Annotated in this window: 23 protein-coding genes; 13 read left to right on the top strand and 10 right to left on the bottom strand. The window is 73.1% G+C overall.

Features of this window, described 5'->3' with window-relative positions:
- Positions 1–2: 2 nt before the first annotated feature.
- On the bottom strand, positions 3–365 hold the full coding sequence (locus SMD20_RS14330; RefSeq protein WP_329580385.1) for a hypothetical protein: 363 nt from the start codon (positions 363–365) through the stop codon (positions 3–5).
- Positions 366–466: 101 nt separating this feature from the next.
- On the opposite strand from SMD20_RS14330, the gene sigJ reads away from it, so the two are divergent.
- Positions 467–1,366, top strand: coding sequence for an RNA polymerase sigma factor SigJ (sigJ, locus tag SMD20_RS14325; RefSeq protein ID WP_329580382.1), 900 nt, complete (start codon positions 467–469; stop codon positions 1,364–1,366).
- A gap of 79 nt (positions 1,367–1,445) precedes the next feature.
- Here the strand turns inward: sigJ and SMD20_RS14320 are convergent, their stop codons facing one another.
- On the bottom strand, positions 1,446–2,036 hold the full coding sequence (locus tag SMD20_RS14320; RefSeq protein ID WP_329580379.1) for a hypothetical protein: 591 nt from the start codon (positions 2,034–2,036) through the stop codon (positions 1,446–1,448).
- 62 nt (positions 2,037–2,098) lie between these two features.
- Here SMD20_RS14320 and murA point away from each other — a divergent pair, with 62 nt between their 5' ends.
- Together murA and SMD20_RS14310 are read left to right on the top strand one after the other, a co-directional pair.
- Positions 2,099–3,409 carry a UDP-N-acetylglucosamine 1-carboxyvinyltransferase gene (gene murA, locus SMD20_RS14315; protein WP_329580376.1) on the top strand — a complete coding sequence of 437 codons (1,311 nt, stop codon included), beginning with the start codon at positions 2,099–2,101 and terminating at the stop codon, positions 3,407–3,409.
- Positions 3,410–3,461: 52 nt separating this feature from the next.
- Positions 3,462–5,720: a transglycosylase domain-containing protein gene (locus SMD20_RS14310; protein WP_329580373.1), complete on the top strand. Its 2,259-nt coding sequence runs from the start codon at positions 3,462–3,464 to the stop codon at positions 5,718–5,720.
- On the opposite strand, the gene ybaK is transcribed toward SMD20_RS14310, so the two are convergent.
- Both ybaK and SMD20_RS14300 read right to left on the bottom strand, forming a co-directional pair.
- On the bottom strand, positions 5,721–6,176 hold the full coding sequence (ybaK, locus tag SMD20_RS14305; protein ID WP_329592545.1) for a Cys-tRNA(Pro) deacylase: 456 nt from the start codon (positions 6,174–6,176) through the stop codon (positions 5,721–5,723). It lies immediately after the preceding gene.
- Positions 6,177–6,235: 59 nt separating this feature from the next.
- Positions 6,236–6,976, bottom strand: a complete 741-nt coding sequence (locus tag SMD20_RS14300) for an AraC family transcriptional regulator (protein WP_329580369.1) — start codon at positions 6,974–6,976, stop codon at positions 6,236–6,238.
- Between the two features lie 55 nt (positions 6,977–7,031).
- On the opposite strand from SMD20_RS14300, the gene SMD20_RS14295 reads away from it, so the two are divergent.
- On the top strand, positions 7,032–8,156 hold the full coding sequence (locus SMD20_RS14295) for an MFS transporter (RefSeq protein ID WP_329580365.1): 1,125 nt from the start codon (positions 7,032–7,034) through the stop codon (positions 8,154–8,156).
- Here the strand turns inward: SMD20_RS14295 and SMD20_RS14290 are convergent.
- From SMD20_RS14290 to SMD20_RS14280, 3 genes are all read right to left on the bottom strand, one after another.
- Positions 8,147–9,592, bottom strand: coding sequence for a trypsin-like serine peptidase (locus tag SMD20_RS14290; RefSeq protein WP_329580362.1), 1,446 nt, complete (start codon positions 9,590–9,592; stop codon positions 8,147–8,149). The two genes, SMD20_RS14295 and SMD20_RS14290, sit on opposite strands and share 10 nt — an antisense overlap.
- A gap of 104 nt (positions 9,593–9,696) precedes the next feature.
- Entirely contained in the window at positions 9,697–10,701 is a 1,005-nt protein-coding gene (gene ligD / locus SMD20_RS14285; protein WP_329580358.1) for a non-homologous end-joining DNA ligase, read from the bottom strand.
- 30 nt (positions 10,702–10,731) lie between these two features.
- A complete protein-coding gene (locus SMD20_RS14280) occupies positions 10,732–10,944 on the bottom strand; it encodes a hypothetical protein (protein ID WP_329580355.1) in 213 nt (70 codons plus the stop codon).
- A gap of 407 nt (positions 10,945–11,351) precedes the next feature.
- On the opposite strand from SMD20_RS14280, the gene hisD reads away from it, so the two are divergent.
- Genes hisD through hisF form a run of 9 tightly spaced genes read left to right on the top strand, consistent with a single transcriptional unit; the run spans position 11,352 to position 17,451 of the window.
- Positions 11,352–12,710, top strand: a complete 1,359-nt coding sequence (gene hisD / locus SMD20_RS14275) for a histidinol dehydrogenase (RefSeq protein ID WP_329580352.1) — start codon at positions 11,352–11,354, stop codon at positions 12,708–12,710.
- A complete protein-coding gene (locus SMD20_RS14270; RefSeq protein WP_329580350.1) occupies positions 12,707–13,804 on the top strand; it encodes a histidinol-phosphate transaminase in 1,098 nt (365 codons plus the stop codon). Before hisD ends, SMD20_RS14270 begins: the two co-directional genes overlap by 4 nt.
- Positions 13,801–14,394: an imidazoleglycerol-phosphate dehydratase HisB gene (gene hisB / locus SMD20_RS14265; RefSeq protein WP_329580346.1), complete on the top strand. Its 594-nt coding sequence runs from the start codon at positions 13,801–13,803 to the stop codon at positions 14,392–14,394. The genes SMD20_RS14270 and hisB overlap by 4 nt, the downstream gene beginning before the upstream one ends.
- Positions 14,391–14,546, top strand: coding sequence for a hypothetical protein (locus tag SMD20_RS14260; protein ID WP_177240453.1), 156 nt, complete (start codon positions 14,391–14,393; stop codon positions 14,544–14,546). The genes hisB and SMD20_RS14260 overlap by 4 nt, the downstream gene beginning before the upstream one ends.
- On the top strand, positions 14,543–15,178 hold the full coding sequence (gene hisH, locus SMD20_RS14255) for an imidazole glycerol phosphate synthase subunit HisH (RefSeq protein WP_329580343.1): 636 nt from the start codon (positions 14,543–14,545) through the stop codon (positions 15,176–15,178). Before SMD20_RS14260 ends, hisH begins: the two co-directional genes overlap by 4 nt.
- Positions 15,179–15,205: 27 nt before the next feature.
- Complete coding sequence (locus SMD20_RS14250) at positions 15,206–15,535, top strand: hypothetical protein (RefSeq protein ID WP_329580340.1); 330 nt, start codon at positions 15,206–15,208, stop codon at positions 15,533–15,535.
- Between the two features lie 4 nt (positions 15,536–15,539).
- Positions 15,540–16,262: a bifunctional 1-(5-phosphoribosyl)-5-((5-phosphoribosylamino)methylideneamino)imidazole-4-carboxamide isomerase/phosphoribosylanthranilate isomerase PriA gene (gene priA, locus SMD20_RS14245; protein WP_329580337.1), complete on the top strand. Its 723-nt coding sequence runs from the start codon at positions 15,540–15,542 to the stop codon at positions 16,260–16,262.
- A gap of 20 nt (positions 16,263–16,282) precedes the next feature.
- On the top strand, positions 16,283–16,693 hold the full coding sequence (locus SMD20_RS14240) for a Rid family hydrolase (RefSeq protein ID WP_329580334.1): 411 nt from the start codon (positions 16,283–16,285) through the stop codon (positions 16,691–16,693).
- Complete coding sequence (gene hisF, locus SMD20_RS14235; RefSeq protein WP_329580331.1) at positions 16,690–17,451, top strand: imidazole glycerol phosphate synthase subunit HisF; 762 nt, start codon at positions 16,690–16,692, stop codon at positions 17,449–17,451. The genes SMD20_RS14240 and hisF overlap by 4 nt, the downstream gene beginning before the upstream one ends.
- A gap of 25 nt (positions 17,452–17,476) precedes the next feature.
- Here the strand turns inward: hisF and SMD20_RS14230 are convergent, their stop codons facing one another.
- From SMD20_RS14230 to SMD20_RS14220, 3 genes are all read right to left on the bottom strand, one after another.
- Positions 17,477–18,838 carry a glutamine synthetase family protein gene (locus SMD20_RS14230; RefSeq protein WP_329580329.1) on the bottom strand — a complete coding sequence of 454 codons (1,362 nt, stop codon included), beginning with the start codon at positions 18,836–18,838 and terminating at the stop codon, positions 17,477–17,479.
- A 61-nt stretch (positions 18,839–18,899) separates the two neighbouring features.
- Positions 18,900–19,061 (bottom strand): hypothetical protein, encoded by a 162-nt coding sequence (locus SMD20_RS14225; RefSeq protein ID WP_020543816.1) that lies wholly within the window; start codon positions 19,059–19,061, stop codon positions 18,900–18,902.
- Positions 19,062–19,235: 174 nt separating this feature from the next.
- On the bottom strand, positions 19,236–19,865 hold the full coding sequence (locus SMD20_RS14220; RefSeq protein ID WP_329580324.1) for a TIGR03085 family metal-binding protein: 630 nt from the start codon (positions 19,863–19,865) through the stop codon (positions 19,236–19,238).
- Between the last annotated feature and the right edge of the window lie 52 nt (positions 19,866–19,917).

Here is a 19,917-nt window from a genome sequence, read left to right as displayed (position 1 = left end):
CGTCAGCGCCGCGCCAGCGCCAGCACGCTCAGGCCGAACATCAGGACGCCCAGGGGCAGATGGACCGCCGTGATGTGCGCGATGCCGAGCGCCACCTGGGCCGAGGCGAGGATGAGGAAAACGGCCGCCTGCCCGATGGGCCGGGGGGAGCCGCCGCCGGGCTTCCACGCCAGCACCGCCGCGATCACGTACAGCAGCGCCGCGCCCCACATCACCCGGGCTCCGATGCTGTGCAGCGTCTCCCCGTAGGACGTGGTCAGCAGCAGTCCGGCGGAGATCGCCTGCAGGAAGATGGTCAAGGTCTGCAGGGCGATCGCGATCCGCAGAAACGAGAGACGGCCCTGTGCCGTCGCCTGGGTGGCCATGTCATGGTCCCCTTTCCGCCCCGGGGCGGTAGGTCGATAAGGTCTCACATGCCCGACGACGCGGGCCCGCGAAAGGTAAGGCGAGGAGGCTGCCGGAGACCATGGGGACGTCTGTGACGGGCGCCGGCGAGCTCGCCGGTGAGCGAGGCCCGCTGATCAACGTCGCCTACCGGCTGCTCGGCTCGCTGTCCGAGGCCGAGGACGCCGTGCAGGAGGCCTACGCGCGCTGGTACGCGCTGCCCCGCGACCGGCGGGACGAGGTCGTGTCCCCCGGCGCCTGGCTGACGACGGTGACCGGCCGCATCTGCCTGGACGTGCTCGGCTCGGCGCGGGCCCGGCGCGAACGGTACGTCGGCGCGTGGCTGCCCGAGCCCCTGCCGGACCGCGCAGAGGGTGGTGAGGGGCCCGGCGCCGACCCCGCCGACCTGCTGGTGATGGACGAGTCGGTGACCACGGCCTTCCTCGTCGTCCTGGAGTCGATGACGCCCGCGGAACGGGTGGCGTTCGTCCTGCACGACGTCTTCCGCTACCCGTTCGCCGAGATCGCCGGCGTACTCGGCCGCAGCCCCGCGGCCTGCAAGCAGCTCGCCTCCTCCGCGCGGCGGCGGGCGCGCCTGGCGCGGACGCCCGGGCCGGCGGCCGAGCAGGCCGAGACCGTACGGCGGGTCAAGGAGGCCTGGCAGGCCAAGGACATCGCGGCCCTCGTCGACCTCCTCGACCCGGCCGCCGTGCTGACCGCCGACGGCGGCGGCCTGGTCAGCAGCGTCCTGCATCCGGTCGAGGGCGGCGCGGAGATCGCCCGCTACATGGTCGCCATCGCCGACCTGGCCCCGGGGCTCGAACTCCTGGAGCGGACGGTCAACGGAACGCCCGGCCTGGTGGCGCGGCAGGCCGGCGCGGTCGGGACCGTGGCGTCGTTCGAGATCGACGGCGGCCGTGTCACCCGGATCTGGGCGGTGCGCAATCCGGAGAAGCTGCGGGCGTGGACGCGGGACGGCTGACCCCCGGCCGGGGGCCGGATGACCGGCCGGCCGGGGATCGGGTGACCGGCCGGGCGGCGGCGGGTCGTCCGCGACGGCTTCAGCCGCGGACGGGGCCGTCCCCGCGGTCGACAGGCCCGTCGAGGGGCCCGCCTGCGGGACCGTCGAGGGGGCCGCTGAGCGTGCCCTCGCCGTACGGCTGCCGCAGCGGCGACTCGCGGTAGCCGTGCATGCCCTCCAGCAGCCCGAACAACCCCACCGCGAGCAGCGGCCAGGCCACCGCGACGCCGTTCGCGGTCAGCGCCAGAGCCCCTGGAACGATCTTCACCCCGGGCACGGCCGCCGCCTCCACCGTGACGGCCCCGATCGTGAACGTCGAGCCTGCCCAGTACGTGAGCGCCGCCCCCGCGCTCCCGCCCACGCCGAGCCCGGCCAGCACGCCCAGCATCCACCGCCGCCCGGCGAACCAGCCGGCCGCGCCGCAGAGCAGCCCGAGCCCGCCGGTGATCACGGCGTACCAGCCGTCGGCGGCGATGAGCGCCTGCGTGGAGATATCGGCCAGCACGAGCCCGCGCTCGGTGACCTGGTAGGGGGCGCGCGGCGACACGGCGGACCAGAGCAGCCCGGCGCCGATCCCGAGTGTGGCGAGTGCGAGGACAGTTACCGCGAAGGCGCGTACTTCCCTCGTCACTCCACGCTCCCTGATATCTCCGTCCGAATCACTTGATGGTATCCCCCGGCTAGGCTCGCTTCGTGATTGCAGAAGAGGTCTGGCTGATTGAGCCCTCCGGCCCGCTCCGGGGGGACGTCGAGGTGCGCGGCTCCAAGAACGGCGTGTCCAAGCACATGGTCGCCGCCATGCTGGGAACCGGCGAGAGCAGCATCCACAACGCCCCCGAGGTGGGCGAGGTCGGCATCACGGCCGCCATGCTGGAGGCGCTCGGCATCCACGTGCGGATCGACGGGCCGGAGATCAGGATCGAGCCGGGGGCGCACATCGAGCCGCGGGTGCCCGACGCGTTCACCGGGCTCAACCGCATCCCGATCCTCATGCTCGGCCCGTTGCTGCACCTGGCGGGGGAGGCGTTCGTGCCGCTGGTCGGCGGCGACCCCATCGGGCGGCGGCCGGTGAACTTCCACGTGGAGGCGCTGCGCTCGATGGGCGCCGAGGTGGAGGTGGGCGACACCGGCATCTACGCCAAGGCGGGACGGCTGCACGGCACCCGGATCGAGCTGCCGTACCCGAGCGTGGGCGCGACCGAGACGGTGCTGATGTCGGCGGTGCTGGCCGAGGGCAAGACGGTGCTGAAGAACGCCGCCATGGAGCCCGAGGTGGTGGAGCTGGCGCTGTTCCTGCAGCGGATGGGGGCGCGGATCGAGCTGTCGCCCGACCGCAGGATCGTCATCGAGGGCGTCGAACGGCTGCGCGGCGCCTCGACCTGGCTGACCGGCGACCGCATCGAGGCGTTCTCGTACCTGGCGGCCGGCCTGGTGACCGGGGGAGAGGTACGGGTGCACGGCTGCCCGCAGGACCGCCTGGTCACCGCCATCACCACGCTGGCCAGGATGGGCGCCGACTTCGAGATCAACGACCAGTACCTGTGCGCCACCGCGCCGCCGGAGGGGCTGCGCGCGGCGGCCGTGCAGACCGACACCCATCCGGGGTTCATGACCGACTGGCAGACGCCGCTCATGGTGCTGTTCACGCAGAGCCAGGGCATGTCGGTGCTGCACGAGACGGTCTTCGAGAACCGCCTGGTGTACGTGCCCGCGCTGCAGAAGATGGGCTGCGAGATCGAGGTCTTCGACCAGTGCCTCGGCGGCCCGGCCTGCCGCTACCACGACACCAACGCCCGCCACTCGGCCGTCGTGCGCGGCGTGTCCAAGCTCAAGGGCGCCGACGTGACGCTGCCCGACATCCGGGCCGGGTTCTCGGCGGTGCTGGCGGCGGCGGTGGCCGACGGGCCGTCCACGCTGCGCGGGGTGCACCACATCGAGCGCGGGTACCACCAGCCGTTCGAGCAGTTCGCCTCGCTGGGTCTGAACATTCGCAGGCAACGGTAAAGAGGCAGGGTTCGGGCGTTTGCCGGTGATCGTCCGGTTGCACATCGTTTGAGTGACCGTACTCAGGACCGCCGGAACGCTCGCACTGACCGGTGCGCTGGGCGGCGTGCTGGCGGCGGCGCTGGCCGCGCCCGTGGTGAGCGGGGGCGGCCTGGCGGCCAAGAACGTCGCCGACACCTTCGTCCAGCTGCCGGCGGCGCCCCGCGAGGAGCCGCTGGCGCAGGTGACCAGGCTGCTGGACCGGGACGGCCGGCCGTTCGCCCAGTTCTACGAGGCCAACAGGACGGCTGTGCCGCTGGCGTCGGTCTCGCCCATCATGCGCAGGGCCATCGTGGCCATCGAGGACGCCCGCTTCTACGAGCACGGCGGCCTCGACGTGCGCGGCACCCTGCGGGCGCTGCTGACCAACACCCAGGCGGGCGGCATCCGCCAGGGCGGCTCGTCGCTGACGCAGCAGCTCGTCAAGAACATCCTGGTGGAGAGCGCGCGTACCGACGAGGAACGCGACCGGGCCCGCGCGCCCAACCTGGCCCGCAAGATCACCGAGCTGCGGCTGGCGATGGCGCTGGAGCGCAAGTACCGCAAGGACGAGATCCTGGAGCGCTACCTCAACATCGCCTACTTCGGCGCGGGGGCGTACGGCGTGGAGGCGGCGGCCCGCCGCTTCTTCTCCACCTCGGCCGCCCAGCTGACGCTGACCCAGGCGGCCACGCTGGCGGGGGCGGTGCGGATGCCGTACTCGACCGATCCCTCGCTCGGCTCGGCCCACCGCACCCGGCTGCGGGCCCGGCGCGACCTCGTGCTGGACCGCATGGCCGGGCTGAAGATCATCAGCCAGCAGGAGGCGGCGGCGGCCAAGAGCACGCCGCTCGGCATCATGCTGCGGCCCGAGCCCGGCGGCTGCGAGCAGAGCGACTACCCGTTCTACTGCCTGTACGTCCAGCGTGAGCTGCTGTCGAACCCCGCCTTCGGCAACACCCCGTCGATCCGGCGGGCCCGGATGGCGCGGGGCGGCCTGACGATCAGGACCAGCCTCGACCCGATCGCGCAGCGCGCCGCCGAGCGCGCCATCCGCCGCCACGTCCATCCCGCGGACACCGAGGTGGCCGCCGAGGCCATGGTCGAGCCGGGCACCGGCCGGATCCGGGCGATGGCGGCCAGCAAACGGTTCGGCCGCAACCCCGGCAACCGCAAGAACGGCTCCAGGACCACCTTCAACCTGGTCGCCGACGTCGCCCACGGCGGCGGCCAGGGCTTCCAGGCGGGCTCGACGTTCAAGGTGTTCACCCTGGCCACGGCGCTGCGGCAGGGGTGGAGGTTCGGCGACGGCTTCCAGACGCCAGGGGCGCTGGTGCCCGCCGCCGGCTACCGCAACTGCGAGGGCCGGCCGGTCAACGACCCCGGCACCCGCGTGCTCAACGCCAGCGGCGAGGGCGAGGGCGGCCCGCACAGCATCGAGACCGGCACCTGGAAGTCGGTGAACATCTTCTACATGATGCTGGAGCGCAAGGTCGGGCTGTGCAACGTGGTCAAGACCGCCAAGGCGCTCGGCATCGCCAGGGCCGACGGGACGCCGCTGCGCGAGGTGCCGACGTTCACGCTGGGCATCAACGAGATGGACCCGGTGACGGTGGCGGCGGCGTTCGCGGCGTTCGCGGCTCGCGGGACCTACTGCCGGCCGCTCGCCATCGTCGAGATCGTCGGCAGGGACGGGCGGCGCACCCACGTGCCGCCCTCCTGCGAGCAGGCCATCGAGCGGCCGGTCGCGGACGCGGTCAACCACGTCCTCGAAGGCGTCTTCGACAAGGGCACCATGAAGGGGCAGAGCATCGGCCGCCCGGCCGCCGGCAAGACCGGCACGAACAACGGCTACACCTCGGCCTGGTTCGCCGGGTACACCCCGCAGCTCGCGGCCGCGGTCAGCGTCGGCGACATCCGGGGCTCCTACCGCTACCCGCTGCGGGACGTGCAGATCGGCGACGACTACTACGGGGCGGTGCAGGGCGCGTCGCTGCCCGGGCCGATCTGGGTGGAGTCGATGGGGCCGGCGCTGCAGGCGGTCGAGCCCCGAGGCTTCCATCCGCCGGACATGAGCCGCTTCGGCGGCGGCAACACGCCCGGACTCAAGGAGGCGCTGGCCGAGGAGGAGAAGCGGAAGAAGCGGCACGGCGACCGGGCCTTCCGCCGGCACCGCAGGCTCTTCCAGTGGCTGCTGGGCCAGACGCCGGGCGTGCCGTCACTGGAGTGGCCGCCCCGCGAGCCGCTCGAGGGCTGGGAGCGGCGCCCCTGGCCACGCCGCCACCGTCACTGATCAGCTGGCCTTACCGATCGGAGCGGTGACGGCGCGGGTGAGCGTGATGAGGTTGTCGGGCGCGGTCTCGATCTGGAGGCCGCGCCTCCCGGCGGAGAAGTAGATCGTCGGGAAGTCGAGCGCGGAGGAGTCGACCACGGTCGGGAGCTGCTTGCGCTGGCCGAGCGGGCTGATGCCGCCGACGACGTAGCCGGTCACCCGCTCGACCCTGGCCGCGTCGGCCATGGCGGCCCGCTTGCCGCCCAGCGCGTGGGCGAGCGCCTTGAGGTCGAGCTTGCCGGCCACCGGCACCACGGCCACCGCGAGGCCGCTCTCGGTCTCGGCGACGAGGGTCTTGAAGATGCGCTCGTACGGGAGGCCGAGCGCGTCGGCGGCCTCCTCGCCGTAGGCCTGGGCCGAGGGGTCGTGGTCGTACGGGTGGAGCGTGAAGTCGGCCTTGGCCCTGGTCAGTGCCATCGTGGCCGGCGTGCCGCCTTTGCCTTTCGCTTTGCTCACAAAGAGGGATTGTAGCGAATCTACAATGTAAAGGCACGGCCGGGGGTGTACCCCAGGGCGCGCCGGAACACGTCGATGAACGCGCTCGCCGACGCCCACCCGCAGCGGTGCGCGACCGCGGTCACCGGCAGGCCGTCGGCCAGGAGCAGGAGCGCGTGGTGCAGGCGGAGCTGGGTGCGCCACTGAGGGAAGGTCATGCCGAGCTCGTTCCTGAACAGCCGGGCCAGGGTGCGCTCGCTCGCGCCCGCCCCGGTGGCCAGCTCGCCCAGCGTCCTGCGGTCGGCGGGGTCGCGCTCCAGCGCGGCGCAGACGGCGGCGAGACGGGGGTCGGTGGGCGCGGGCAGATGGAACGCCTGCTCGGGCGCCCGCCGCAACCGGTCCAGCAGCACTGCCAGCAACCGCCCGCGCTCGCCGTCCCCGAGGTCGCCTGGTTCGCCGGTGTAGGCGACGATCAGCTCGCGGAGCAGGGGGTCGACGGCGAGCACGGCGGGGCGGTCGAGGGCGAGCGGGTTGCCGGTGAGGCCGATCAGGCGCAGGTCGGTGTCGCCGTGCGCCCGGTGCTCGTGGACGGTGCCGGCGGGCACCCAGATCGCGCGGTTGGCGGGCGCCACCCAGACCCCGGCGCCGGTGGTGACGGACAGGACGCCGCGGCAGGCGTACACGATCTGGTGGGTGTCGTGGCGGTGGGCGTCGATGCCGCCGCCGGGCGCGAGCGGGCGCCGTCCGGTGGGCGCCTCGGCGAGGTGGCGGATCTCCGACACGAGTTGGCACTTTATCGGAAGCAGGCCATCGGCGGCGCGGGCCACGATCGGAGCTGTGAACAGGGTCCCCATGCTGGCCGCCGGGCACGCGGCCGTCGATCTCTACCAGGGCGCGGTGCCCGCCCTGGTGCCTTTCCTGGTGGCCGAGCGCGGGTACGGCTACGTCGCGGTCTCGGGGGTGGTGCTGGCGGCGACGTTGTTGTCGTCGGTCGTGCAGCCGGTGTTCGGGCTGCTGACGGACCGGTGGCGGATGCCGTGGCTGATCCCGGTGAGCATGGTGGCGGCCGGGGCGGGGGTGGCGGTGGGCGGGGTGGCCGGTTCGTACGCCCTGACCTGCGTCGCGGTGGCGCTGTCCGGGCTGGGGGTGGCGGCCTACCATCCGGAGTCGGCGCGGCTGGCGCGGATCGCCAGCGCGGGCAGTCATGTGCGGATGAGCTGGTTCTCGCTGGGCGGGACGCTGGGGTTCGCCGCGGCTCCGGTGCTGGTGACCCCGTTGCTGGCGGGGTGGGGGCTGGGGGCGTCGCCGCTGCTGGCGTTCCCGGCGGTGGCGGGTGCGCTGGTGACGTTGCCCGCGGTGCTGGCGCTGACGGGCGGCGGTGGCGGGACGCGGCGGGAAGGGACCCGGGCCGTGCGCGGGCGGGACGACTGGCGCTCGTTCGCGCGGCTGACGCTGGTGATCGTGTTCCGGTCGGTCGTGTACGTGGGCCTGAGCACGTTCGTCGCCCTGTACGTGGGCGGCGGCGCGGCGGGGGCCGTGGCGCTGTTCGTGCTGTTCGCGGGCGGGGCGGCCGGGACGGTGCTGGGCGGGAGGCTGGCGGCCCGGTGGGGTCGGGTGCGGACGATGCGGCTGGCGTACGCGGCGGCGGTCCCGGCGGTCGCGGGCGTGGTGCTCGCGCCGGGGCCGGCCGCGTACGTCTTCGTGGCCGCCTCCTCGATCGCCCTGTATGTACCGTTCTCCCTGCACGTCACGCTGGGCCAGGACCTCCTGCCGAACCGGGTGGGCACGGCGGGCGGCGTGACGCTGGGGCTCGCGGTGAGCGTGGGCGGGCTGACCAGCCCGCTGGTGGGCGCGGTCGCGGAGGCGTCGTCGCTGCGGGTGGCGCTGGCCTGCCTGGTGGTGTTCCCGGTCCTGGCGTGGCTGCTGGCGCGCACGCTGCGGGAGCCGGCGCCTCAGTCCTGAACCGGGATGCGGGCCACCGCGGTGTTGTCGCGCGGCGCCGGGTCGAGGCCGGTGGCGGCGACGTGCACGGTGAGCGGCACCTGCCGCGGCGCGTCGGCGGCGAGGCGTACGCGGGCGGTGAGCCGGACCGGGTGGCCGGGCCGTACGGTGTCGAGCGCGCAGGCGGCCTGCTGGGCGGTGCGGGCGCAGGTGGCGCCGGTGACGGCGGTGAGCGTGGCGCCGTCGGGGACGCGGAGGGTGACCGGCACCTGGGCGGAGGCCAGGAGGCCGCGCATGGCGACGGTGGCGGTGACGGCGGCGGTCCGGCCGCGGCGCACCGGGCCGGTGGGGCCGGTGGCGGTGGTGGAGAGGGCGTCGTACACGCCGCGCGGGTCGGCCTTCTTGACGATGGCGCCGTAGCTCCCGACGTTGAGCGCGTTGGCGACGGAGTAGCCGTCGGCCTCGCCGTCCTCGGTGCCGGCCGACAGCACGCCGACGAGGTCGCGGGTGCCCTTGACCACCCAGGGGCCGCCGCTGTGGCCTTTGGACAGGTGGCAGTTGTACGTCTCCAGCTTGCCCACCGGCTCGGTGGCGGTGACAGCGGCGCTGACCGCGGCGAGCGCGCGGGCCGGCTGGGTGCGGGCCAGGCACCAGAGCTGGTCCCTGCCGTCGTAGGGCTTCCTGCCGAAGACGCCGGGGTAGCCGGCGGCGACGACGGTGTGCCGCCCGCCCTGGCTGAGCAGGGGGGTGAGGGCGCCGACGGCGTCCTGGAGGGTGCGCTCGCGCCGGCCGACCTCGATGAGGGCGACGTCGTAGACGGAGTTCCAGTCGCCGCCGGCCTGGCCGGTGTAGGCGCCGGGTTTCCAGGCGCGGCGCCCGCCCCAGCGTCCGTACGGCTCGCGCTGCCGCTCGCTGGTGGCGCGCCCGTCGTAGGCGGGGACGAAGGCGAAGTTGCTGTGCCATTCGCCGCGCTCGGCCCCTTCGGGGACGCTGTAGACGCAGTGGGCGGCGGTCACGACGAGCAGCCCGGACGCCGAGCGGACGACGCTCGCGCTGCAGGAGTCGCCATGCCCGCCGGAGTTGACGAAGAACAGCCGGCCGGTGACGCGGCTGCGCGCGGCCCCGGTGTACGGCCGGCGGACGGGGGCGTAGCCGTTGACGTCGCCGCCGGGGGTGATGCGCTTGCCGTCGGGCACGCTGAGCAGGCGGCGGGCGGAGGCGGGGACCAGGGGCGCCCGGGTGGCGGGCAGGTCGGCGGCGCCGGCCCCGGCCTGCCTGGCGGGCGTCCAGTAGCGGATGGCCTGGCGGGGGCGCATGAGGGGGGATGACTCCGCCCCGACCCGCACCTGCGCGGCGGCACCGCTTGCGGCGGTGGTGGTGGCGGGTGACGGCTGGATCGCGAGGCCGCCGAGTGCGGCCAGTGCCGTGACCAGTGTGGTGACCAGCGTTCTCGCCACGGTGTCCCCCTGTGCGTGGTTACGGAGCAGATCCTCTCGGTCACTTTAAGTCACGAGAATGGGACGAACCGTAGTCATGAGGGTCGTGTCGTGATCGGTCCGGGTCAGCCGGTGGCGGCGTCGCCAGGGCGCGGAAGGAGTTCGGAGGTGACCGCGTCGGCGGGGGAGCGGTCGGGGCGCAGGCCGCGCCAGGACGGGTGGCGCAGCAGGCCGTCGCCGGTGAGCTCGGCGTACTGGACCTCGCCGACCAGGACGGGCTCGGTCCAGCGGGCGTCGCGGGCGTGCTCGCGCGGCACCGGCTCGGCGAACGGCGATTCCGGCCGCTCCAGGGGGGCGAGCCGCTGGTGCAGGTCGGCGAGCATGGCCTGGGTGAAGCCGGTGCCGACGTGGCCGACGTAGCGCAGCCGGCCGCGTTCGTCGTACGCGCCGAGCAGCAGCGAGCCGATGGTGCCGGAGCGCCGGCCGCCGCCGGGCCGCCAGCCGCCGATGACGACCTCGACGGCGCTGACGTTCTTGATCTTGGTCCATTCCGTGCTGCGCCGGCCCGGCCGGTACGGCGAGTTCAGCCGCTTGCACACCACCCCTTCGAGCCCGAGCCGGCGGGAGGAGTCGAGCGCGCGCTCGGCGTGGTCGGGGAACGAGACGGGCACCTGCCACCGGAACCCCGGCGTGAGCACGCTTTCGAGCAGCCGCCGCCGCTCGGTGTAGGGCAGGCCGATGGTGGGCGTCTCGTCCAGGTGCAGGATGTCGAAGGCCATGAACGTCACCGGCACGGCCCTGGCCAGTTCGGCGACGGCGACCGGGTTGCGCTGGTGCATGCGCGGCTGGAGCGCGCCGAAGCTGGGGCGGCCGGCCTCGTCGAAGGCGACGATCTCGCCGTCGATCACGGCGGCGCGGCGGTCCGTGGCGCCGGCCATGAGCTGGAGCTCGGGGTAGGCGGGGGTGATGTCCTTTCCGTTGCGTGACATCAGGCGGACGGCGCCGCCCTCCACGTAGGCGAGGGCGCGCACGCCGTCCCATTTCATCTCGACGGCCCAGTCCTCGCCCTGGACGGAGGTCAGGGCGCCGAGCTGGGCGAGCATCGGCGCGTAGGCCGGCAGCCGCACCATGGTGCGTGCATTACCCCGTCCGCTTGATCGTCAAGGGTGGTGAGGGGTCTCCGGATGGTCAAGCGGCCCGTCCTCGACGAGCTCGGCCAGGTCGACGCCGTGGCGGTGCAGCTCGGTGACGTTGTGGCAGTAGCCGCGCAGGTAGGTCCGGCCGCCGATGTTGTGGGTGACGCGGAGGAGGGGGCGGTCGTCGAGAATGATCGCCTCCACCAGGATGCCGTCCGGCCCGCGCCACTGTCCCATGTGGCAAGGGTATGCGACCGGACATAATGGACATGTAATAAAAAAGCGACCGTCATGTTTCCGGACTCGCCCGGAACGGGTGGCTCTAGCGGTAAAGATAACTTAGGGCCAGCTTTAGTAGCAGAAAGTAGTTCGATCTGGGACGTTAAACGCTCTTCGCCTCGGGAACGGCACAACCCGAACTTCCTCCGGAGTCGTGGCCGCGCCCCCGTGGCGGCCACGGCGGAACGCCCCGGCAGGCCCGGTCCGGGGCGGCGACGGCCGCGTGGCTGTATAGGCGAATGCCGCCACGCGGCCGTCGTACGCCCCGCACCGGAAGCCGGCGCCGCCGGATGCCCCGGTCCGTCCCCTTGTCCCGCAGTGTGGACAGAGCGAGATTCGGGGCCCGGACTCCGTAGACTGTGGGGGTGATTTCCCGTATTGACATGCGCGGTTCCCTCCCGGCGAACCTGCGTGACGTGCTGCCCCGCGCCGAGCTCGACGTCGAGGCCGCCCTGGAGAAGGTGCGGCCCATCTGCGACGACGTGCGCCATCGCGGCGTGGCAGCCGTACGGGAGCTGACCGCCAGGTTCGACGGCGTGGAGATCGCCACCACCCGCGTCCCCGCCGAGGCCATCGAGCGCGCTCTCGCCGAGCTCGACCCGCGGGTGCGCGCGGCGCTGGAGGAGTCGATCCGGCGGACCCGGCTGGTCCACCGCGACCAGCGGCGCGCCGACGTCACCACCCAGGTGGTGCCGGGCGGCACGGTCACCGAGCGGTGGGTCCCCGTCGACCGGGTGGGCCTCTACGTCCCCGGCGGACGCGCGGTCTACCCCTCCAGCGTGGTCATGAACGTCGTCCCCGCCCAGGAGGCGGGCGTCCCCTCGCTGGCCGTCACGAGCCCCGCCCAGAAGGAGTTCGGCGGGCTGCCGCACCCCACGATCCTCGCCGCCTGCGCCCTGCTCGGCGTCGAGGAGGTCTACAACGTGGGCGGCGCCCAGGCCGTGGCCATGTTCGCCTACGGCACCGAGGAATGCGCGCCGGCCACCCTGGTCACCGGGCCGGGCAACATCTACGTCGCCGCCGCCAAGCGCCTGCTGAAGGGCCGCATCGGCATCGACTCCGAGGCCGGCCCGACCGAGATCGCGATCCTCGCCGACGACACCGCCGACGCCGTGCACGTCGCCGCCGACCTGATCAGCCAGGCCGAGCACGACACGATCGCCGCCGCCGTGCTCGTCACCACGAGCCCCGAGCTGGCCGACGCCGTGGAGAAGGAGCTGCCCGGCCAGGTCTCGGCCACCCGCCACTCGGCGCGCATCGCCGAGGCGCTGAGCGGCCGGCAGTCCGGCATCGTGCTGGTGAGCGACCTCGACGACGGGCTGAAGGTCGTCGACGCCTACGCCGCCGAGCACCTGGAGATCCACACCGCCGACGCCGCCGCTGTCGCGGCGCGGGTGCGCAACGCGGGCGCGATCTTCGTGGGCACGTACGCGCCGGTCTCCCTCGGCGACTACCTCGCCGGCTCCAACCACGTGCTGCCCACGGGCGGCTGCGCCTGCCACTCCAGCGGCCTGTCGGTGCAGTCGTTCCTGCGCGGCATCCACGTCGTCGACTACACCCGCGACGCGCTGGCGCACTCCGCCGCGCACGTCACGGTCCTGGCCGACGCCGAGGACCTGCCCGCCCACGGCGCCGCCATCCGCGCCCGCTTCGACTGGCGCGTGCCCACCACCGCGCCCACCGCCGTGCCCAGCGCTGTGCCCACCACGGAGACGAGCGAGTGAACCCCGACCTGAAGCCCGGCGACGTGACGCTCGCCGACCTGCCCATCCGCGACGACCTCAGGGGCAAGTCGCCCTACGGCGCTCCCCAGATCGACGTCCCGGTCCGGCTCAACACCAACGAGAACCCCTACCCGCCCTCGCCCGAGCTGGTCGCCGACCTCGCCGAGGAGGTGCGCCGCCGGGCGGGCGAGCTCAACCGCTACCCCGACCGCGACGCCCTCGCCCTGCGCGCCGACCTCGCCGGCTACCTCGGCCACGGGCTCTCCGCCGAGCAGGTGTGGGCGGCCAACGGCTCCAACGAGGTGCTCCAGCAGATCCTGCAGGCGTTCGGCGGCCACGGCCGCACGGCGATCGGGTTCGAGCCCTCCTACTCGATGCACCCGATCATCACCGGCGGCACCAGCACCGAGTGGATCAGGGCCAGCCGCGAGGACGACTTCTCCATCGACCCCGGCAAGGCGATCGCGGCGATCGAGGAGCACCGCCCCGACGTCGTCTTCCTGACCTCGCCCAACAACCCGACCGGCACCGCGCAGCCGCTGCCCGTCATCGAGGCCGTGCTCAAGGCCGCGCCCGGCATGGTCGTGGTGGACGAGGCCTACGCCGAGTTCGCCCGCGAGGGCACGCCGTCGGCGCTGACGCTGCTGCCGGAGCACCCGCGGCTGATCGTCACCCGGACGATGTCCAAGGCGTTCGCCATGGCCGGCACCCGTCTCGGCTACCTCGCCGCGCACCCGGCGGTGATCGAGGCGCTGCTGCTGGTGCGGCTGCCGTACCATCTGTCGACGCTCACGCAGACGGCGGCGCGGGTGGCGCTGCGCCACCGCGCGGAGCTGCTCGGCACGGTCGACGCGCTGCGCCGCGAGCGGGACGACACGGTGGCCTGGCTGCGCGCCAAGGGGCTGCGGGTCGCCGACTCCGACGCGAACTTCGTGTTGTTCGGCCGCTTCCCCGACCGGCGCGCGGTCTGGGAGGGGCTGCTGGAGCGGGGCGTGCTCATCCGCGAGGTGGGCCCGCCCGAATGGCTGCGGGTGTCGATCGGCACCGGCGAGGAGATGGCGGCCTTCCGCGCCGCCCTGGAAGGAGTCCTGTGAGCCGCGTAGGCCGCGTCGAGCGCGTCACGAAGGAGACCTCGGTCCTGGTGGAGGTCGGCCTCGACGGCACCGGCCGGGTGGAGGTCGCCACCGGGGTCGGCTTCTTCGACCACATGCTGGCCCAGCTCGGCAAGCACGGGTTGTTCGACCTGACCGTCAAGACCGAGGGCGACCTGCACATCGACTCCCACCACACGATCGAGGACACCGCGCTCGCGCTGGGCGCCGCGTTCCGCGAGGCGCTGGGTGACAAGTCGGGCATCAGGCGGTTCGGCAGCGCGTCGTGCCCGCTGGACGAGTCCCTCGCCCAGGTCACCGTCGACCTGTCCGGCCGCCCCTACCTCGTGCACACCGAGCCCGAGGGCATGGCGCCGATGATCGGCCACGACTACGACACCACGATGACCCGCCACATCCTGGAGTCCCTGGTCGCCCAGGCCGCGATCTGCCTGCACGTGCACGTCCCCTACGGGCGCAACGCCCACCACATCGTCGAGGCCCAGTTCAAGGCGCTGGCGCGGGCGCTGCGCGAGGCGTCCGAGCTCGACCCCCGCGCGACGGGGGTGCCCAGCACCAAGGGCGTGCTGTGACGGGCAACGCCATCGCCGTCGTGCTGGTCTTCGTCGGACTGTTCCTCGCCGGCGGCGTGTTCTCCCTGTTCAAGCAAGGTCTCAAGATCGGAGCCGCCGTCTGCGCCGTGGGCGCGGTCATGGCGGTCACGGCGGGGGTGTTGTGGTGGTGAAGAAGAACGTCGTCGTCCTCGACTACGGCTCGGGCAACCTGCGCTCGGCCGAGCGGGCTCTCGCCAGGACCGGCGCGGAGGTGACCGTGACCGCCGACTTCGACGCGGCGGTCGAGGCCGACGGGCTGGTGGTGCCCGGCGTGGGCGCGTTCGCCGCGTGCATGGCCGGGCTGAGGGCGGTGCGCGGCGAGCAGATCGTCGGGCGGCGGCTGGCCGGCGGCCGGCCGGTGCTGGGCATCTGCGTCGGCATGCAGATCCTGTTCGCCCGCGGCGTCGAGCACGGCGTGGAGACCGAGGGCTGCGCCGAGTGGCCGGGCACGGTCGAGCGGCTGGACGCCCCCGTGCTGCCCCACATGGGCTGGAACACCGTCAAGGCGCCCGCGGGGAGCGTGCTGTTCGCCGGGCTCGACCCCGAGACCCGCTTCTACTTCGTGCACTCCTACGGCGTGCGCGAATGGGAGCTGCACGCCGGCGACGGGTTCACCGAGCCGCTCGTCACCTGGGCCGAGCACGGCGTGCCGTTCGTCGCCGCCGTGGAGAACGGCGCGCTCATGGCCACCCAGTTCCACCCGGAGAAGTCCGGCGACGCCGGCGCCGTGCTGCTGGACAACTGGCTCAAGACCCTCGACTGACCACGACACGACCAGGGCGGGAGAGCGGTGAGCAAGGAGCGGGCGCGGCGGCGGGCCGAGCGTGAGGCCGAGCGGGCCCGCGCCATGCGCGCCAACGAGGAACGCCAGGCCCGCGGCGCCCGGCGGCGGGCCTTCCTCGCCCGGCTCGTGCCGCGCCCGGTGCGCGTCCGCCGCCAGGGCGGCCTGATCGCCCGCCGCCACCGCGCCCAGAACGTCGTGGTGGGGGCGGCGTTCCTGCTGGTCCAGGCGCTGGCCTGGCTGCTGTGGGGCTCGCCGGGGGTCAGTTTCGCGGTGCTCGTCCTGTCCCTGCTGCTCGTACCCGTTGTCGTGACCCTCGCCTTCGACCGGAGGACCTGAAGAAATGTCGCTCGTACTGCTGCCCGCCGTGGACATCGTGGACGGCCAGGCCGTCCGCCTGAGCCAGGGCGAGGCCGGCACCGAGACCGGCTACGGCGCGCCGCTGGCCGCCGCGCTGGCCTGGCAGGAGGCCGGCGCCGAGTGGATCCACCTGGTGGACCTCGACGCGGCGTTCGGCCGGGGGGACAACCGCGAGCTGATCGCCGAGCTGATCGGCCGGCTGGACGTCAACGTGGAGCTGTCCGGCGGCATCCGCGACGACGCCACCCTGGCCGCGGCCCTGGGCACCGGCTGCCGCCGGGTCAACATCGGCACCGCCGCCCTGGAGAACCCCGAGTGGTGCCGCAAGATCATCGCCGAGCACGGCGACCGCATCGCGGTGGGCCTCGACGTGCGGGGCACGACGCTGGCCGCGCGCGGCTGGACCCAGGACGCCGGTGACCTGTGGGAGGTGCTCGACCGGCTGGAGTCCGACGGCTGCCCCCGCTACGTCGTCACCGACGTCACCAAGGACGGCATGCTCCAAGGCCCCAACCTCGACCTTTACCGTCAAATCTGCGCACGCACCGACAAACCGGTCATCGCCAGTGGTGGCGTCTCCAGCCTCGATGACCTGCTCGCACTGGCTTCTCTCGTTCCCGACGGAGTGGAGGGCGCCATAGTGGGAAAGGCCCTCTACGCTCACGCGTTCACCCTGCAGAACGCGCTGGCCGCGGTACGCGTGTAGCTCCGCCGGGAGGGGACGGAATGAGCGTCAGCAGCGACGGCATGCAGAACACCGGTCCGAGGATCTTCTCCGGAGGCATCTGGGAGGAGAGATACGGCTACGCCCGAGCCGTGGTCGTCGGGGAGCGGGTGATCGTGTCCGGGTGCACGGCCACGGTCGAGGGAGAGGTCCGGCACGTCGGCGACGCCCACGCGCAGGCGCTGACCGCGATCGACATCGCGCTGGAGGCCGTCCTGATGGGCGGGCTCACCCGCGAGGACGTCGTCATGGTCCGCTACTACGTGGTCGAGCAGCGTCACTTCGACGTCGTCGGCCAGGCCATCGGCGAGGCCTTCGGCAAGGTGCGGCCCGCCTGCACAGGAGTACGGGTGGCCGGACTGGTCGACCCGAGAATGCTGGTCGAGATCGAAATAGAGGCACTGCGAGCATGACCGTAGCCGTACGAGTGATCCCCTGTCTCGACGTCGACGCCGGGCGCGTGGTCAAGGGCGTCAACTTCGAGAACCTGCGCGACGCGGGCGATCCCGTCGAGCTGGCCCGGCGCTATGACGAGGAGGGCGCCGACGAGCTGACCTTCCTCGACATCACCGCCTCGTCCGGCGAGCGGGAGACCATGCTCGACGTGGTGCGCAGGACCGCCGAGCAGGTGTTCATCCCGCTCACCGTCGGCGGCGGGGTCCGCTCGGTCGACGACGTCGACCGGCTGCTGCGGGCCGGCGCCGACAAGGTGTCGCTCAACACCGCCGCCATCGCCCGGCCGGAGCTGCTGACCGAGACGTCGCGGCGGTTCGGCGCCCAGTGCATCGTGCTGTCGGTGGACGCCCGGCGGGCGCCCGGCACCCCGAGCGGGTTCGAGGTGACCACCCACGGCGGGCGGCGCGGCACCGGCATCGACGCCGTGGAGTGGGCGGCGCGCGGCGAGGAACTGGGCGTGGGCGAGATCCTGCTCAACTCGATGGACGGTGACGGCACGCTCGACGGCTACGACCTGGAGATGCTGCGGGCGGTGCGCGCGGCCGTCCGGGTGCCGGTGATCGCCAGCGGCGGGGCCGGCCGGCTGGAGGACTTCCCGCCGGCGGTGGCGGCGGGCGCCGACGCCGTCCTCGCGGCGTCGGTCTTCCACTTCGGCACGCTGAAGATCTCCGAGGTGAAGGACGCGCTGCGGATGGCGGGCCACCCGGTCCGCTGACCGGCCAGGGGGAGGGGCCGCCGCGTCAGAAGGCGCGCACGTGGTGGTACAGCTCGTAGGCGACGTCGTGGGCGGCGAACGCGGCCGCCTCCGACCGCTTGACCGCCACGTACGCGCTGCGCCGCAGCGGCCCGAGCGCCTCCATCAGCACCTCGTCGGCCTCCAGCGCGTCGAGCGCCTCGCCGAGCGAGGACGGCAGGCGCGGGTAGCGGCCCGGCAGCGTGTCGGGATCGACGCCGACCGGCTCGCCGGGGTCGAGCCCGCGCCGGATGCCGTCGAGGCCGGCGTGGATGACCGCGCCCAGCGACAGGTAGGGGTTGGCCGAGGAGTCCGACGGCTTCAGCTCCAGGTTGGGCTCGCCGCTCTCGCCGAGGGCGGAGCACACGCGGACCGCGGCCTCGCGGTTGTCCGGCCCGTAGACGGCGTACGCGCTGGCCCACGTGCGCGGCGCCAGCCGGCGGAAGCTGTTGACGCTGCCGCAGGTGAGCGCGGTGAGGGCGGGCAGGTGGGCGATGAGCCCGCCGATGAAGGCGCGGCGCACGTCGTTGTCCTGGCCGAAGACGTTGACCTTGTCGTCCCACAGGGACAGGTGCAGGTGGGCGCCGTTGCCCGCCTGGTCGGCCAGCGGCTTGGGCGCCAGCGTGGCCCACATCTGCATCCGCATGGCCACGCCGCGCGCGGTCTCGCGGAACAGCACGTGGTTGTCGGCGGCCCGCAGCGCGGGCGCGTGCCGGACGGACAGCTCCTGCTGGCCGGGCCCGAGCTCGGGGTGGTAGTGCTCGACGCGCAGGCCCTGCGTCTCCAGTGCCCGGACGAGCTTGACGGCGTAGTCGTGGGCCGTGTCGAACCCGGTGTTGGCGTAGCACAGCGAGTCGTCGAGCGGGACCATCCGGTCGGGGCCGCCCGCGGGGTCGGGCAGCCGGCGTCCGAGCGTGAACTCCGGCTCGAACGCCGCGACCAGCGTGTAACCCTCCGTGGCGAGCTCGGCGATCGCGTCCTTGAGGAACGTCCGCGCGCACGCCTCCCAGGGTGAGCCGTCGGGCCGGCGCAGGTCCGACAGCATGGCCGCCGCGCCGGGGGCATGGGGCAGCGGGACGTAGGTGGCCGGGTCGGGGACGATGCGGACCTCGCCCACCGGGCCCAGCTGCTCGACGTCCTGGAGCTGGTCGAGCATGTTCATCGCCATCATGGCCACCGTGTGCCCGATGCCCGTGCCGAGGCGTTCGGCCAGCCGCGACCTGGACGCCGCCTTGCCACGGATCACGCCACCGTGGTCGGCGTACAAGAAGCGGATCAGCTCGATGCCCTCCAGCTCGGCCCGTTCGAGAATGCGCCGTGCGTGGGGGTCGAGCTGGCTGGTCCTGTTGCCGCTGGGGCGATCTCTCATCCTGCCTGCGTAACACGATCGGGCACTGCGGGGAAGCACCCGGCGCAGACAGAAGGGCGGGTTACGTCAGAACCTGTGAGAAGAACACGGCCAACTGATCGGCTCCTTGGAAGATTCCGTTGATCACACCGTTCACGGCGTCGGCGGCCTGGGCCGGCCGGGTGAACAGGTAGAAGACCACGAACGCGATAGCCACGTAGGTGATCACCTTCTTGACCTGCATGGGGGGCCTCCTGCAGTCCATTCCCAGCCGTATATACCCGGATCTGGGCGATCACTGGCATCCACGGCGAAGATGTTCATGATCATAACCGGGGGGCTTCTTTCCTCTGCCATGGTACGGGCTCGAATGCTCTTGCGAGCCCCTACCGGGCCGGGACTTCTGCTTGACCGGCGGCTAGATCCCCAGGGTCGCCGAGCGCACCCTGGCGACCGCCTCGGGGTCGCCCGTGAGCTCGACCCGGGCGTGCTCCTGGCGGCCGAAGCAGAACAGCAGCAGCTCGGAGGCGGTGCCGGTGACCTCGACCCGCGGGCCCTGGCGCGGGCCGCCGAGCGCCACGCCGCCGCCGAGGCGGTGCAGCACGACGCCGACCGGCGAGCGGCGCAGCATGAGCCGGGCGCCGGCCGAGACCCGCTGCCACAGGAGGCGGTCGAGGCCGGCGGGCAGGTCGCGGGGCTCCCACGCGGGCTGGGCGCGGCGCACGTCCTCGTGGTGGACGAACAGCTCGATCGTGTTGACGGTCTCGTCGAGGAAGCGGGCCAGGCCGTAGACGCCGCCGGGCCGCCGGACGATGCCGACCAGCTCGGGATAGGGATGTCTGGCCTTCATGGCGTCCATGACGGAGGCGGTGTAGCCGGACAGCGCCTTGACCGCGATGCCGGGCATCGCGTCCGGGCGGCGCTCGCGCACCGCCAGGTGGGCGGCCAGGTCGTAGCTGGTCCAGCCCGTGCACAGGGTCGGCGCGTCGGGGCCGACCCGGTCGAGCAGGTCACACAGCGCGTTGCGCTCGTCGCGGGCATACGTCACGTGCCCACCCTACCCACGGGAATAACAGCAGGATTGAGGGTGATGTAGTGAC

The organism is Nonomuraea sp. LP-02, assembly GCF_036289125.1.
GTDB lineage: Bacteria > Actinomycetota > Actinomycetes > Streptosporangiales > Streptosporangiaceae > Nonomuraea > Nonomuraea bangladeshensis.
Note: the sequence above shows the minus strand (reverse complement) of the source record. Positions and strands in the feature narration are given on the sequence as shown.

Bases quoted from the DNA above. Each gene is read 5' to 3' on its own strand.
- SMD20_RS14280 (WP_329580355.1), bottom strand. From the start codon at position 10,944: ATGGGACAGTGGCGCGGGCCGGACGGCATCCTGGTGGAGGCGATCATT.
- SMD20_RS14225 (WP_020543816.1), bottom strand. From the start codon at position 19,061: ATGCAGGTCAAGAAGGTGATCACCTACGTGGCTATCGCGTTCGTGGTC.
- SMD20_RS14230 (WP_329580329.1), bottom strand. From the start codon at position 18,838: ATGAGAGATCGCCCCAGCGGCAACAGGACCAGCCAGCTCGACCCCCAC.
- ybaK (WP_329592545.1), bottom strand. From the start codon at position 6,176: ATGGCACTGACCAGGGCCAAGGCCGACTTCACGCTCCACCCGTACGAC.
- sigJ (WP_329580382.1), top strand. From the start codon at position 467: ATGGGGACGTCTGTGACGGGCGCCGGCGAGCTCGCCGGTGAGCGAGGC.
- SMD20_RS14240 (WP_329580334.1), top strand. From the start codon at position 16,283: ATGAGCGTCAGCAGCGACGGCATGCAGAACACCGGTCCGAGGATCTTC.
- hisF (WP_329580331.1), top strand. From the start codon at position 16,690: ATGACCGTAGCCGTACGAGTGATCCCCTGTCTCGACGTCGACGCCGGG.
- ligD (WP_329580358.1), bottom strand. From the start codon at position 10,701: ATGGTGCGGCTGCCGGCCTACGCGCCGATGCTCGCCCAGCTCGGCGCC.
- SMD20_RS14330 (WP_329580385.1), bottom strand. From the start codon at position 365: ATGGCCACCCAGGCGACGGCACAGGGCCGTCTCTCGTTTCTGCGGATC.
- priA (WP_329580337.1), top strand. From the start codon at position 15,540: ATGTCGCTCGTACTGCTGCCCGCCGTGGACATCGTGGACGGCCAGGCC.